Source organism: Clostridioides sp. LIBA-7678 (genome assembly GCF_056716065.1).
In genome coordinates this window covers 3,880,573-3,895,915 of record NZ_CP196987.1, presented here as the reverse complement: position 1 = coordinate 3,895,915, position 15,343 = coordinate 3,880,573, and the positions used below count along the sequence as shown (strand labels likewise).

The window sequence follows — 15,343 nt, the reverse complement described above, 5'->3', positions numbered from 1 at the left end:
TAGTGATTAAAATCATAAAATGCTTGGAGTAAAGGATAAGGAGTTATTTTTAGATATTATGATAACGTATAATAGCAAGATTAATTAAAAATCTATCCAAGTAATTAGATATAATCTTTATGGAGAAAGGAGGTTCTTTAATGTCTAATAGGTTGGATATAATTTTAAATATAAGCAATGCACAAGAGAATGACCTGAATGAGTGATATATCTTATTCAGAAAATCGGAAACAAGATAATCTTCATGCGAAGGATAATTTACTTGCACAAAGATTTAATTTGTTTTCTCTATTAAAATTTGCATTTCCCACTATTTTTATGATGGTTTTTATGGGATTATATACAATTGTTGATACTATATTCGTATCAAGATTTGTTAATACAAATGCTTTATCAGCAATTAATATTGTTTGTCCTATTATTAATATTATAGTTGGACTTGGAACGATGCTTGCTACTGGGGGGAGTGCTATAGTAGCTCGTAAGATGGGAAGCGGTGAGACTGATGAAGCAAATAAGGTTTTTACTTTAATTGTATTATCTGGAGTTTTACTTGGGATGATAATTACTGGTATTGGATTTGTATTTATGGATTATATTATTATATGGTTAGGAGCAAGTGAGATTTTGATTAAATATTGTCGCTCATATCTTCTTATTATTTTGATTTTCGCTTTTGCCAACATATTACAAGTATTATTTCAAAGTCTATTTGTGATAGCTGGAAAACCAAAGTTTGGATTATGGTTAGTAATAGGTGCAGGGTGTACTAATATAATTTTAGATTATGTGTTTATTGTTCCATTACAAATGGGTCTTGGTGGGGCAGCGCTTGCAACTGGTATAGGATATTTGATTCCTACTATTGCAGGGTTAGTTTTCTTTTCAAAAAGTAATGGGGCACTTAGATTTTGTATACCTAAAATAGATAAGAAAGTGTTGTTTGAGACTTGTTTTAATGGCTCATCTGAAATGGTAAGTCAATTATCCACAGCAGTTACTACTTTTTTATTTAATATTATAATGATGAAGTTGATTGGTGAAGATGGAGTTGCGGCTATTACAATAATTATTTATTCTCAGTTTCTCTTAACCTCAATTTATATAGGTTTTTCAATGGGAGTTGCTCCAATAATAAGCTATAATTATGGAAGTAGAAATAATATACAATTAAAATACATTTTTAAAATTTGTATGTTATTTATCTCAATAGCTTCTTTATTGGTGTTTGTGTTTTCTATGATATGTTCACCAAGTTTAGTAGAGATTTTTTCTCAAAGAGGAAGTAATGTTTATAAGATTGCAAGGTCTGGATTTTATATATTTTCTTTTAGTTTTATTTTTTGTGGATTCAATATTTTTACATCATCTATGTTTACAGCACTATCAAATGGAAAAATATCTGCAATACTATCTTTTTTACGTACATTTGGCTTTATAACTATAGGTTTGCTGATATTACCAAATATATTTGATATATATGGTATTTGGCTAGCAGTACCAATTGCTGAGCTTTTAACCTTATTTTTAACAGTTAGTTTTATATATAAATATAAGAATAAGTATAACTATATATAAATATAAGAATAATCATAGTTAACATATATCTTTTTAACTGTATATCATTTGGCCTAACCACCATGGGAACTCCAAAATAAAGAGATTCCATAACACTATTTAAATCACCATGAGTAATAAAAACATCTGCTTTTTCTAATATTTCAAGTTGTGGTGTAAAGGGATAAATATAAATTTTCTACTAACCCAAGGTAGGGTAGACATGTCCAGAAAAAGGTGAATTTATAAATAAAATTTTCATATATAGTAGGATGATACAATATTTTACTCATTTATCCTATATTCTTTAATTTGACATATTTATGAAACATCGAATTATACTGTGAAATATGCATTGACATGCATATAGTAAATAGTTTTCATTAATCGATAGAGATATATACTTGATTTTATTTAATTATTTGAATATACTTTAAGCAGAACATAGGGAGTGAGAGGGATGAAATAGACAAAAAATAAGAACTCTTTATAGGAGCGATTTTAAAATGGAGACATACTTTAATAAAAAAATATTACTCGTGGATGATGAAAAAGATATAATAGATTTAATTGAAGAAGTACTTATAAATGATGGTTTTAAAAATATTGTTAAAGTCTACAATGGTTTAGATGCTATTTCTTTATGTAAGACAGAATGCCCAGATGTCATTATTCTTGACATAATGTTACCAGATGTGGATGGAATAGAAGTGTGTAAAAAAATTAGGGAGTTCTCATATTGTTCAATTCTTTTTCTTTCATCAAAAGATGATGATATTGACAAAATACTTGGTCTTAGTAGTGGTGGGGATGATTATATAACGAAGCCATTTAGCCCAAGAGAGGTTGTATTTCGAGTTAAAGCTCAATTACGTAGACAACAATACCAAAGTATTATACCATCAGACGATGTATTTATTAAGTTAGGGAATATTACTATAGACACAGAAGGAAGTCGTGTTTATAAAGATAGAAATGAAATTGAGTTAACTGGAAGAGAGTATCAACTTTTAAGTTATATGGCTCAAAATGTAAATAAAATTATAAGTAAAGAAAGATTATATGAACAAGTGTGGGGGGCATATAGTAGCATCTGTGATAATACAATTATGGTGCATATACGTCATATAAGAGAAAAAATTGAAAATAATCCTTCAAATCCTAAAATACTTATAACAGCTAAAGGTCTAGGATATAAACTTGTAAATAGAGTTGATTAGAATGGATTTTAATATTAATAGGCACTTATTTATGAGTGCCTATTAATATTTGTATTCTAGTAATAGATTTTATAATCTAGTAGATTCTTATTTTTTAAGTTTCTTAGCAATGAAACTTCAGCCAAAAGATTAATACATGTATTGAAGTATTGATTAAACAATATTACAGATAGATTTATATTAATTGTTTTTCTATATTAAATACCTTATCAATCCAACCTTTATAAAATTTTTCTTCATGGGATACTAGTATGATACTTCCTTTAAACTGTTTCAAGGCATTTTGTAAAGCATCCTTTGTTTCTGCATCAAAATGGTTGGTTGGTTCATCTAGAATCAAAAAATTGCAAGGAGATAACATCATACAACATAATTTAACCTTAGATTGTTCACCACCACTTAGAGTAGATACACTTCTTGAAACATGCTCTTCTTTTACTCCACATTTAGCTAGGTGACGTCTAATCTCTTTTGTATTAAATTTTGGATACTTATCTGCCACTATTTGAAGTGGTGTTTTAGTAGGATTTTCCCATTTTAAATCTTGTTCATAATAACCAATTTTAACTTGTTCTGAAAACTTAAAACTTCCAGCGATACAAGGAATATCTTTAACTAATGTCTTTAACAAAGTTGATTTACCAATTCCATTAAATCCAGTTATAACTATTTTTTGACCTCCCTGAACCTCCCATGACTAAAGTCACAGGGTTCCTGCTTCATAGAATTTTGCATACTGAAATATGTCTTACCAATTCTCCACAGGCTATCCCCATAGTTCCTACGGTTCTTACATAAGTTATTTATTTTAAACTCTTATTAGTCCTTCTTTTAGTATATTTATACTTGCATTTATATCTCTATCGTGAGTTTCATTACAACAAGGACAAATCCATTCTCTTATACTTAAATTCTTCATTTCCTCGTTTTTGTACCCACATTTATTGCATATTTGTGAACTTGCAAAGAATTTACCTACCTTTACAATTTGTCTACCATACCAATTAGCCTTGTATTCTAATTGACGAACAAATTCTGACCATGACACATCAGAAATTAAGCGAGATAATTTACGATTTTTACTCATATTTTTTACTTGTAAATCTTCTATGCAAATAATATCATTCTCTCGTATTAATTTAGTAGATAGTTTTTGTAGAAAATCCTTCCTTTGATTAGCTATATGTTCTTGAAGTCTTGCAACTTTTAACCTTGCTTTATTTCTATTTAAACTACCAATTGTTTTTCTCGATAGTTCTCTTTGTAATTTAGCAAGTTTGTTTAATGACTTTAGAAGATACTTAGGATTTTCTATAAATTGTCCACAACTTGAGATACAAAATTCTTTAATTCCTAAATCTAAGCCTATCTGATTATTAGTATTTTCAAATGCTTCAATATCTATATCAGTACAACATAATGATACATAATATTTACCACTTGGTTCTTTGGATATAGTAGCATTAAGTATTCTCCCTTGAGGTACTTGTTTATCCCTTACTTTAACCATACCAAGTTTAGGTAATTTTATATATTGACTATAGTACATAATATTTCCATTTGTAAAGTTAGTTCTATATGAAAATCTATTAGTTTTCTTTGATTTAAATTTAGGAAATCCTGCATTTTCTTTAAAGAATTTTTTATATGCGTTTTCTAAATCTTTTAAGGTGTTTTGTAGTGAAAATTTGTCAGGTTCTTTAAGCCACTCTAATTCTTTTTTTAAATTGGTCAAATCAGAACTACATTGTTTATAAGTAAAAGTTTCTTTATTGCTTTCATAAATTTCTATTTTTTTAGAAAGATATTTATTATATACAAATCTACAACATCCAAAAGTTTTGTTAATTAACTCTTGTTGCTTTTTATTTGGATACATTCTAAACTTATATGCTTTTTCCACTACTATCACCTCACTTTAATTGCTTTTTATGATTATTAATATACATATCCGAGTAACTTCTATTTTTCATCACTCATTATAATATTAACAAACGTAATTATCTAAAACAATTATTTCGAAGGTTTTATATTTATTTCTAAATAACATATGTAAGAACCGTAAGTCCTAACTTTTATCATTTTTGAGGTTGTCGTTCACATAAGTTCGCTACTACCTATGCAGTTCTCTTATGAACTTCTTACACTTTCATGTAAGCACAGACTATATCTTATCCTTCAGCATTATCCGTTAAGGTCTACCCACTTCCACTACCGATAACTTGTAGTGTACTTCCCTCAGGAGGAATAGTCGTTGAAGTTTCTCCTATTCGGAGCTTACCTGCTGATTGCCCATTTTAAAGTACTTAGGGTTTAACCTTATACCATCTAACCAATTTTTTCTACTTTCGTAACTTTCACACTTAGGTTTATTTCATCCTTATGTTTTAGTTTGGTTAGCTTTAGGGGTTTCCAGCAATTCAAGTAGTATTGGATAGGTTCTATCCTATCTCTACATATAAGTTTCCCTATATGCTGACTATTTTAGCTACTAACTCACGACTAAAGTCACAAGTGTGCGTAGCTATTTTTTAATCAACAGAGAAATTTAGTTTTGGAAGCAAAGAATAGTAGTAGCCGACTTCAAGATTGGTAACTGTAAGAGCATTTTGAGCAGATATTTCAATCTCTGAAAATTGAACATTTGGTTTTCCTATAAAGCTAGGAGGAGCTATTCTTTCTATTTTATCCAATTGTTTTTGTCTTCCTCTTGCAATTTTTGAATTTACTCCAGCTTTATTTTTACGTATAAATGTTTCTTCTTTTTCTATTTTCTTTTGTTGTGCTTGATATCTTCTAATATAATCCTCTCTTAAATGTGATTTTTGTTTAAGAAACTCTGAGTATTTTCCATGATACTTCTTAATCATACCAAATTCTATATCAAGAATGCCTGTAGAGATTTTCTCTAAAAAGTCAAAATCATGGGAAACTACAATAAATGCTCCAGCAAATGTATTTAAATAACTTGAAAGCCACTCAACATGTTCTTTATCTAAAAAATTTGTTGGCTCATCTAATAATAAAACTTCATGATTAGAAAGTAGTAGTTTCGCCAAGATTACTTTTGCTCTTTGCCCGCCACTAAGTTCTCCAACTACAAGATTCATTCCTATTGAATCTAACCCAAGACCATTTGCTATTTTGTTAACTTCATTGTCTACAGAGTAGAAATTGTTTGCTATTAGTTGTTCTTGATATTCTGATGCCTTAATTAGTAGTTGCTCATTTCCAGACAGAGCACTCTCTTGATATAGCAAATTCATCTCTTTTTCTATTTTATAAAGCTCTTCAAATGCAGAGTGCAAATAGAGGGATATTGTTGTATCTCTATTAATTTCTGCATATTGGTCTAGATGACCGATTTTGATATTAGTTTGCCATTTAATTTCTCCTTCATCTGGAATAACTTCTCCTAATAAAATTTTGATTAAGGTACTTTTCCCTACACCATTTTGACCAACTATACCAATATGTTCACCTTTGAATAAATCAAAGTTAGCTTTCTCATACAGTGACTTATCCATAAAACCTTGTGATAAATTAGTTACTTTTAATAAACTCATAATTCAAACTCCTTTTCTTTTATTAAAAAATTTATGAAAATAAAAAAAGCAGAGGAAAGGCATTCTAAAATGCCGACCTCTGCTTTTGGAAAAACAAAAGGTCATAGACAAGCATTGTTGTCTATGACCAGAAAATCTATATATCTATCGGCAAATAGGCGATTTTAAATAAGCATAGCTAAAAAAACTATACTAACCTATATTTGCCGACGAAGATAGAAAGCTCTAAGCCTCCAGATTAACCTCTACACAACGCTTCATCGTATACATTTGTGTAGAGTTAAGTTTTCTAACAAGTTTAACTAATTCTATATAAATCATAATTATTCACATCCTAATCTTAATTCTAGTTTATTTATATTTAAACTGTACTTTGTACTTTTGGTATCATCTTATTTATTTAAAATATATTTTACTAATTATAACTTAAGTTATGTTATCATAATACATAGTTATAGTCAACAAGAAAATTATTTTCATGTAGTCACTTTGATAACATAATAAATTAAAATTTATATTATTAAGATGAAGGATAGTATTAATTATAATAATTCTCCATATTTTTTTACAAATACCTTTTTTAATATAGTTACTAAAACCATATAAGATAAAATAGTAAAAATCAATCCAATAAAATATATGCCTGGAAGTGGCATCATACCAATAGCATTACCAAGAGATGTATATGGTATAATAGTACCAATCACAATTCCCATTGTTGTAAAAAGAGTTAATTTCCATGAAGCTCGACTTTTAATAAATGGGATGTGTGGAGTTCTTATCATATGAATAACTAATGTCTGAGACCATAAAGATTCTACAAACCATCCAGCATGAAATAGAGATATAAATCCAAGCTGACCTATAGTATCTAAGCTATGAAAACTTCCACCAAATACATTTGGGCATACTACAAAATACATTAGTATATATGTTGTAATATCAAATACTGAACTAGTTGGACCAATCCAAGTCATAAATTTACTTATAGATGATGAATCCCATTTTCTTGGAATTTTTAGATAATCATCGTCTACATTATCCCATGGAATAGTTATACATGAAATATCATAAATTAAGTCTAATATTAAGAGTTGAATTGGTAACATTGGTAAGAATGCACTTGCTATTAATACAGATAACATATTACCAAAATTAGAACTTGCAGTCATCTTTATATACTTATTATATTTGCATATGTTTTTCTTCCTTCAATAGCACCTTGCTCTAGTACCATAAGGTCTTTTTCAAGTAGTATAAGTCGCCAGTTAGAACCTTTACATCAACTCCATTTTTAAGTAGAGCTTTTACTGCACTAGATGTACTTTCCTTTGGTGGGTCAAGGAATGCAAGATAACCTATTAAAACCATGTTACTTTCGTCAGAAACTGAAAATTCATCTATAGGTGAAGGATTGTTTTTCTGTGCAATTCCCAAAACTCTCATACCTTTATCATTGTATTTAGAAACTGTTGCAATAACTTCTTTACATATCTCATCTTTATACTCAACATGAGTACAGATTGATAACATTTCTTCAATAGCACCTTTTGTGATAAGCTGAGTTTTTCCAAATTTATTTTTAACTACTACACTCATTCTTCTTCTATTAAACTGAACCTCCCATGACTAAAGTCACAGGGTTCCTGTTTCACAGAATTTCGCATACTAAAATATGTCTTACCAATTCTCCACAGGCTATCCCCGTAGTTCCTACGGTTCTTACATAAGTTATTTATTTTAAACTCTTATTAGTCTTAGTCCTTCTTTTAGTATATTTATACTTGCATTTATATCTCTATCGTGAGTTACATTACAACAAGGACAAATCCATTCTCTTATACTTAAATTCTTCATTTCCTCGTTTTTGTACCCACATTTATTGCATATTTGTGAACTTGCAAAGAATTTACCTACCTTTACAATTTGTCTACCATACCAATTAGCCTTATATTCTAATTGACGAACAAATTCTGACCATGACACATCAGAAATTAAGCGAGATAATTTACGATTTTTAGTCATATTTTTTACTTGTAAATCTTCTATGCAAATAATATCATTCTCTCGTATTAATTTAGTAGATAGTTTTTGTAGAAAATCCTTCCTTTGATTAGCTATATGTTCTTGAAGTCTTGCAACTTTTAACCTTGCTTTATTTCTATTTAAACTACCAATTGTTTTTCTCGATAATTCTCTTTGTAATTTAGCAAGTTTGTTTAATGACTTCTTAAGATACTTAGGATTTTCTATAAAGTCTCCATAACTTGAGATACAAAATTCTTTAATTCCTAAATCTAAACCTATCTGACTATTAGTATTTTCAAATGCTTTAATATCTATATCAGTACAACATAATGATACATAATATTTACCACTTGGTTCTTTGGATATAGTAGCATTAAGTATTCTCCCTTGAGGTACTTGTTTATCCATTACTTTAACCATACCAAGTTTAGGTAATTTTATATATTGACCAAGGTGCATAATATTTCCATTTGTAAAGTTCGTTCTATATGAAAATCTATTAGTTTTTTTTGATTTAAATTTAGGAAATACTGCATTTTCTTTAAAGAATTTTTTATATGCGTTTTCTAAATCTTTTAAGGTGTTTTGTAGTGAAAATTTATCAGGCTCTTTAAGCCACTCTAATTCTTTTTTTAAATTGGTCAAATCAGAACTACACTGTTTATAAGTAAAAGTTTCTTTATTATTTTCATAAACTTCTATTTTTTTAGCAAGATATTTATTATATACAAATCTACAACATCCAAAAGTTTTATTAATTAACTCTTGCTGTTTTTTATTTGGATACATCCTAAACTTATATGCTTTTTCCACTACTATCACCTCACTTTACTTGCTTTTTCTGATTATTAATATATCTTCTTATCTGTTCTTCTGTATTTTCTGATACAGTAGCAACGAAATAACTAGGATTCCAAAGATGTCCTCCCCATAATTTCTTTTTCAACTGTTCTCCATGTTTTTTCATTAACAAGCTTGCCGATACACCTTTTAATGCTTTTATCATATCTGGTATATAGTGTTGTGGTGAACAATTTATTAGTAAATGTATGTGGTCTTTATCACTATTACATTCTAATATTTGAAATTTATTATCTTTAGCTATTTTATTTAATATATTAATTAAATCTTCTTCAATTTCATTTGTTAATACTGGATGTCTATATTTTACACACCATACTATATGGTATTGTATTAAATACACATACCCTCTACCATGAGTCACTTCCATTTTTCATCACCCAACATAATATTAACAAGTACAATTTTTTAAAACAAGTTTTTTGAAGGTTTTATATTTATTTTTAAATAACATATGTAAGAACCATAAGTCCTGACTTTTATCATTTTTGAGGTTGTCGTTCACATAAGTTGGCTACTACCTATGCAGTTCTCTTATGAGCTTCTTACACTTTCATGCAATCACAGACTATATCTTATCCTTCGGCGTTATCCGTTAAGGTCTACCCACTTCCACTACCAATAGCTTGTAGTGTACTTCCCTCAAGAGGAATAGTCGTTGAAGTTTCTCCTACTTAGGAGCTTACCTTCTGATTGCCTATTTTAAAGTACTTAGGGTTTAACCTTATACCATCTAACCAATTTTTTCTACTTTCGTAACTTTCACACTTAGGTTTATTTCATCCTTATGTTTTAGTTTGGTTAGCTTTAGGGATTTTTAGCAATTCAAGTAGTATTGGATAGGTTCTATCCTATCTCTACATATAAGTTTCCCTATATGCTGACTATTTTAGCTACTAACTCACGAGTGTGCGTAGCTATTTTTTAATCAATTTTTGTATAATCTCTCCAAAGTTCTTGCATACCATTATCATTTGCATGGTTAATAATAGCTATATCCATAAGATTTTTAAGTCCTGTTTGATGATAACTATTTAAAAATGCATGTCGAAGAATTCGTTTATCTTCTTTTCCATGAATATCAAGAGAATACTCTAAAACTACTTTGTCTTTAGTCAAAGTCCCAGTTTTATCAGTGCAAAGTATGTCCATAGCACCAAAGTTTTGTATAGAGCCTAAATCTTTAACAATAACTTTCTTCTTTGACATAGCAACTGCTCCTTTAGCAAGGTTAGCAGATACTAACATTGGTAACATCTCTGGTGTAAGTCCAACAGCTATTGAAAGTGCAAACAAAAAAGCTTCCATCCAACTACCTTTTGTAAAGCCATTTACAAAGAGAACTATTGAAACCATAATAAACATAAATCTTATAAGTAGCCATGAAACTGAGTTAACACCCTTTTCAAAACCTGTTACAGTTTTTTTGCTTGTTATTTGTTGAGCCATAGAACCAAATATAGTACAATCACCTACTGAAATAACAATAGCTATGGCTGAGCCACTAATTATGTTACTACCCATAAATGCAATATTATCTAAATCAAGTATGTTATTGGTAGTTCCTTTGTAGACATCAGAAAATTTTTCTATTGGCTCACTTTCTCCTGTAAGAGAAGATTGACTAACAAATAAATCTTTGCATTGTAATATACGTACATCAGCTGGAATCATATCACCAGCAGTGATATGAATAATATCTCCTACAACAACTTCTCTTAGTGGTATTTCTATTAATCCTTTAGAATCACGCATAACTGATATAGTGGTATTTACCATATCACTTAGGGCTTGTGCCGCTTTGCCAGAACGAGATTCTTGAATAAATTGTAGCAATCCACTTATAGTTACCATTGTCAATACGATAATGACTGTAGTTGCATTTTTATCAGTTAGATTTGCTAAAATAACATCTGTGATAAAAGAAATTATAGCTAAAATAAGAAGTACAATAGTGAATGGGTTTATAAAAGCTTTGACAAATTTTTTTATCATTGAGTTATTAGATTTTTGAGTGATTTCATTACTACCATACTTGTCTCTCATTATATTAACCATTTTTTCAGAATAACCACTATAAAAATTTCTATATTCATTTAATAAAATAGAGTCGTTCATTATAGCTGAATCAAGTATATTTTCTTTTGAAGTTGAATTACATGTAGTTTGTGTAATAAACTTTTTATTTAATTTTTTTATCATGTCTGAGACCTCCTTAAATATTTATCTATTTTTAAAATAAGGAAGTAAAGACATAAGCCTGTGACGAAAAACATCACTAGTTTTAAATTTATTAAAAATAGGGAGAAGAAATAAGACGTACAAAATAGTACAATTCTTCAAATAAGTGACTACTTCGCTCAACAGAGCTTATGTTATTACTACTTCCTGCGTCCATTCTTCTCACCTCCAAAATTCAAAATATATAAATCTAAAATAAGCATTAAAAAATCCCTTATCAAAGCATAAGCAATGACAAGGGAATTAAACCTATAATAAAAACAACCAAGGCATAGAAAACCTAAGTATATTTATAATACAGTAAAAATATTTAATCATCGTTCAAGCTTTAACTTCATAGGGCAATGAAATTGCATTAGATTATGCCTTGGAATCGACATAGACTGTTGACCTTCTCATAGTGTCTCCACTATTTTGTGGCAGCAACCCGTATCCCTATGGTAGCCTCACCTACCGAGATATTTAATTTATATGAGATTATATAATACATAAAAAACTATTTGTCAATACATGAAAAACTACATACACAACCAATATATTATATTCTTTTGACAAAATTATTGTTCCAAATCTTGTATTTGTAGAATTACAAGTACCTTTAATATATGCCTTTTTTAAACAAAGTTATGTAAAAATTTATTTCTGATAAAATTGTATAATCTATGAATATAATTAAGGCTATTGGCTCCATAATTTTGATATAGTTTTACTATCTTTGTGAAATATTATAACCTGTAGAACTGGCTGAATACTATTGTTGAATTTTCAAGTATGTGCTAATATACATATATAATTGTTGGAAATAAAATAAATGTAAACTTTATATAGAAAGTATACATTTAAAGTAATCATTAAGGATATGTGTTTATATATTATTATATAAACAAGTATACTTTGAATATAATGTAATTAGTGGGATAGTAGTATTATTATGAAAATAATCACAAGTAATTTCAATAAAGACTTTTATAAAGGAGGGGAATCAGGTTTGTGTCGATTAAAAGAATTGTTTTTATAATGTCTTTAATTAGCTGTATAGTATTTATGTATCTCCCAATACAAGCAATTGCTACATCAGAAAAACGCGTTGTAAAGGTAGGTTTTTTTGAGTTTGAAGGGTATCATGAGTATAATGAAACTGGAAATAGAAGTGGGTATGGATATGAGTATCTTCATGAGATTGCAAAGCATACTGGCTGGACATATGAATATGTATCTGGTACATGGGAAGAATGTCAAGCCATGTTAGAAAATGGTCAGATTGATTTGCTTACATCTGCACAGTATACAAAAGAGCGTGCAGAAAGATTTGACTTCTCAGAATTGCCTATGGGAAGTAGTTATGCACGCATTACAGTAAAACGTGGAAATTCAAAATATTTACCAAATGATTATAAAAATTTTAATGGAATAGTGATTGGGCTACTTGATAGTAATAGTAGAAATGAAGATTTAAAAAAATTTGCAAACGAAAAGAATTTTAATTATACATCTAAATATTTCAAGAACCAAGAAGAATTAGAAAGTGCATTGGAAAATGGAAAAGTAGATGCTATATTAACTAGTAGCTTAAGAAAGGCTAAAAATGAAAGTGTAATTGCTCAATTTTCTCCTTCTTCATTTTATTGTATTGTAAAAAAAGGTAATACTCAACTATTACAAGAAGTTAATAACGCTTTAGAAGATATAGAAATGGATAATCCTGCATATAAGTTTAATTTGTATAGTAAGTATTATCAATCTAGTAATCAAAATGAGTTTATTCTTTCTAAAGAGGAACATAATTATCTAAAAAGAAATAATAGTATACGTGTAGTTAGCATGCCAGAATCATATCCACTATCGTATTTAGACAATGGAAAATTTAATGGTATAATATCAGACATGTTTAATTTAATTGTTAAAGACCTTGGTTTGAATATAAATTATATAGAAACCAACTCATATAAAGACTCAATTAATATGTTAAAAGAGGGAAAAGCAGATGTAATATGCTTTTTTAATTCTGATTATGGATGGGCAGAACAGAATGGAATAAAAATTACATCTCCTTATATGGAATTGAATTACAGTGCAATAACTAAGAATTATAGGAATACTGAATTTAATGATATTGCTGTTGTAGAGAATGATAAATTTAATGATGAGTATATCAAAAAACGTTATGAGAAAGCAAAGATTAAAAGTTATAAATCTGAAAACTTAGCTATAAATGCTGTAGAAAGAGGCGATGCAGATGTAGCATTTATAAATACATATTCTGCTGAAAATTATATACAAAAAGATTATAATAATTTAAAAGCAATTTTAGTTACTGATTATAAAACTAATATATCTTTAGGTGTTAACCAAGATACAAATCAAGTATTATATTCTATTTTGGATAAAAGAATAAATTCACTTAATAAGGATGAGTGTTCTGAAATTATTGCAAAGCATACAATGTTTCAAAATTATGATACTAGTTTGTCTCAATTTGTACATCAGCATCCAGTTCAGACAGTTTTAGTTTCTTTTTGCTTTTTCTTAATTATAATAGCAGTGCTTTTTTATATAATTGCAATTAATAGAAGACACTCAGTACATATTTTTGATTTAGCATTTAAAGATACAATTAATGGAATTTGGAACTATAACGGATTTGAAAAAGAAACAACAAAAATTTTAGAGAAACATAAAGAAAAGTATTATGCATTGGTTGCTTTTGATATAAAGAAATTTGCTGTGATAAATGAGAATTATGGTAGAGATTCTGGAGATATAATCATAAAAGAAATAGTTTCAGTTTTAAAAAGAATTATAGGTGATACAGCCTTATTAGCTCATGTAAAAGCAGACCATTTCCTTTTTCTTTTACCATATGAGTTTAAAAAGGATTTGGAACTAGTTCTTAACAATATAAATGAAAATATATCATATTTTGAAGTGAAAGGTTTTAGTATTAAAGTCAAACCTAACTTTGGAGTATACAATATTGAAACTGAGAATATTCCTGTAACTAAGGCGATAGATTATGCCGAAATTGCTAGAAGAAAATCAAAGGAAAGTAAATATTCTATAGTCTATTTTGATGAGTCACTTAGAGAAAATCTTAAAAAAGAAAAAGAGATTGTTGATAGGATAGATTATGCATTAGAAAATGAGGAGTTCCAAGTTTATTATCAACCTAAATTTGATATGAGAACAAATAAAATTATTGGAGCAGAAGCACTTGTTAGGTGGAATCATAAAGAGCTTGGTTTTATGAATCCAGGAGAATTTATTCCTATACTTGAAAAGAGTGGTGGAATTATAGATGTTGATTTTTTTGTATTAGATAAAGTATGTAGATTGACTCGTTTTTGGATGGATTCTGGAATTAAACCAATTTCAATTTCTGTAAATCAATCAAGAGCACATTTTCAAAGAAAAGATTATATAAATAGATTACAAAATATACTTGTTAAATATAATATACCTAGAAATATAATTGAACTTGAGATAACTGAAAGTTTGTTTGAAAATGATAGTATATCAAATGATATGATAAAAAAGATTAAAGAGCTTGGATTTTTTATTTCTGTTGATGACTTTGGTTCAGGTTACTCTTCTTTGAATCTTCTAAATCAGGTTTCTGTAGACATTCTAAAAATAGATAAATCTCTATTAGATAATTCTAAAGGAGAAGGGAAGATTATAAGTAAAGTAGTTGAAATGGCAAATGACTTAGGGTTAGAAGTGATTTGTGAAGGTGTTGAAAATATAGAACAGGCAGAGTTTTTAATGAGTATTAATTGTTATTATGCACAGGGGTATTTGTATGCTAAACCTATGCCAAAGGATATATTTGTTCAGAAGGTGGAGAAGTCTAAAGATATATAGAAATTGTAT

At 28.5% G+C, this 15,343-nt stretch carries 9 protein-coding genes, 2 pseudogenes and 1 riboswitch; of the genes and pseudogenes, 3 read left to right on the top strand and 8 right to left on the bottom strand.

Annotation, left to right across the window (positions count from 1 at the left end; genetic code table 11):
• The first annotated feature begins 198 nt into the window (after window positions 1-198).
• Window positions 199-1,578, top strand: coding sequence for an MATE family efflux transporter (locus tag ACTG46_RS17975; protein WP_479923344.1), 1,380 nt, complete (start codon window positions 199-201; stop codon window positions 1,576-1,578).
• Here the strand turns inward: ACTG46_RS17975 and ACTG46_RS17970 are convergent.
• Complete coding sequence (locus tag ACTG46_RS17970) at window positions 1,541-1,747, bottom strand: glycosyltransferase (RefSeq protein WP_479924079.1); 207 nt, start codon at window positions 1,745-1,747, stop codon at window positions 1,541-1,543. The genes ACTG46_RS17975 and ACTG46_RS17970 overlap by 38 nt on opposite strands.
• 316 nt (window positions 1,748-2,063) lie before the next feature.
• On the opposite strand from ACTG46_RS17970, the gene ACTG46_RS17965 reads away from it, so the two are divergent.
• On the top strand, window positions 2,064-2,777 hold the full coding sequence (locus tag ACTG46_RS17965) for a response regulator transcription factor (RefSeq protein ID WP_407963531.1): 714 nt from the start codon (window positions 2,064-2,066) through the stop codon (window positions 2,775-2,777).
• Between the two features lie 175 nt (window positions 2,778-2,952).
• On the opposite strand, the pseudogene ACTG46_RS17960 reads toward ACTG46_RS17965, so the two are convergent.
• From ACTG46_RS17960 to ACTG46_RS17930, 7 genes and pseudogenes are all read right to left on the bottom strand, one after another.
• Window positions 2,953-3,462, bottom strand: a pseudogene (locus tag ACTG46_RS17960) (ATP-binding cassette domain-containing protein); the annotation flags it as partial.
• Window positions 3,463-3,585: 123 nt separating this feature from the next.
• A complete protein-coding gene (gene tnpB / locus ACTG46_RS17955; protein ID WP_479923343.1) occupies window positions 3,586-4,689 on the bottom strand; it encodes an IS200/IS605 family element RNA-guided endonuclease TnpB in 1,104 nt (367 codons plus the stop codon).
• Window positions 4,690-5,308: 619 nt separating this feature from the next.
• On the bottom strand, window positions 5,309-6,343 hold the full coding sequence (locus tag ACTG46_RS17950; protein ID WP_479923342.1) for an ATP-binding cassette domain-containing protein: 1,035 nt from the start codon (window positions 6,341-6,343) through the stop codon (window positions 5,309-5,311).
• A 542-nt stretch (window positions 6,344-6,885) separates the two neighbouring features.
• Window positions 6,886-7,957: pseudogene (locus ACTG46_RS17945) on the bottom strand (cation transporting ATPase C-terminal domain-containing protein); the annotation flags it as partial.
• A 126-nt stretch (window positions 7,958-8,083) separates the two neighbouring features.
• Window positions 8,084-9,193 carry an IS200/IS605 family element RNA-guided endonuclease TnpB gene (tnpB, locus tag ACTG46_RS17940; RefSeq protein WP_479923341.1) on the bottom strand — a complete coding sequence of 370 codons (1,110 nt, stop codon included), beginning with the start codon at window positions 9,191-9,193 and terminating at the stop codon, window positions 8,084-8,086.
• A gap of 1 nt (window position 9,194) precedes the next feature.
• Window positions 9,195-9,602, bottom strand: a complete 408-nt coding sequence (gene tnpA / locus ACTG46_RS17935) for an IS200/IS605 family transposase (RefSeq protein ID WP_479923340.1) — start codon at window positions 9,600-9,602, stop codon at window positions 9,195-9,197.
• Between the two features lie 554 nt (window positions 9,603-10,156).
• Window positions 10,157-11,434, bottom strand: a complete 1,278-nt coding sequence (locus ACTG46_RS17930; protein ID WP_479923339.1) for an HAD-IC family P-type ATPase — start codon at window positions 11,432-11,434, stop codon at window positions 10,157-10,159.
• A 345-nt stretch (window positions 11,435-11,779) separates the two neighbouring features.
• Window positions 11,780-11,938, bottom strand: a riboswitch (M-box (ykoK) riboswitch).
• 525 nt (window positions 11,939-12,463) lie between these two features.
• Between ACTG46_RS17930 and ACTG46_RS17925 the strand changes: the two genes are divergently transcribed.
• On the top strand, window positions 12,464-15,334 hold the full coding sequence (locus ACTG46_RS17925) for an EAL domain-containing protein (protein WP_479923338.1): 2,871 nt from the start codon (window positions 12,464-12,466) through the stop codon (window positions 15,332-15,334).
• Window positions 15,335-15,343 lie beyond the last annotated feature (9 nt).

Bases quoted from the DNA above. Each gene is read 5' to 3' on its own strand.
- ACTG46_RS17975 (WP_479923344.1), top strand. From the start codon at position 199: ATGAGTGATATATCTTATTCAGAAAATCGGAAACAAGATAATCTTCAT.
- ACTG46_RS17965 (WP_407963531.1), top strand. From the start codon at position 2,064: ATGGAGACATACTTTAATAAAAAAATATTACTCGTGGATGATGAAAAA.
- ACTG46_RS17950 (WP_479923342.1), bottom strand. From the start codon at position 6,343: ATGAGTTTATTAAAAGTAACTAATTTATCACAAGGTTTTATGGATAAG.
- tnpA (WP_479923340.1), bottom strand. From the start codon at position 9,602: ATGGAAGTGACTCATGGTAGAGGGTATGTGTATTTAATACAATACCAT.
- ACTG46_RS17930 (WP_479923339.1), bottom strand. From the start codon at position 11,434: ATGATAAAAAAATTAAATAAAAAGTTTATTACACAAACTACATGTAAT.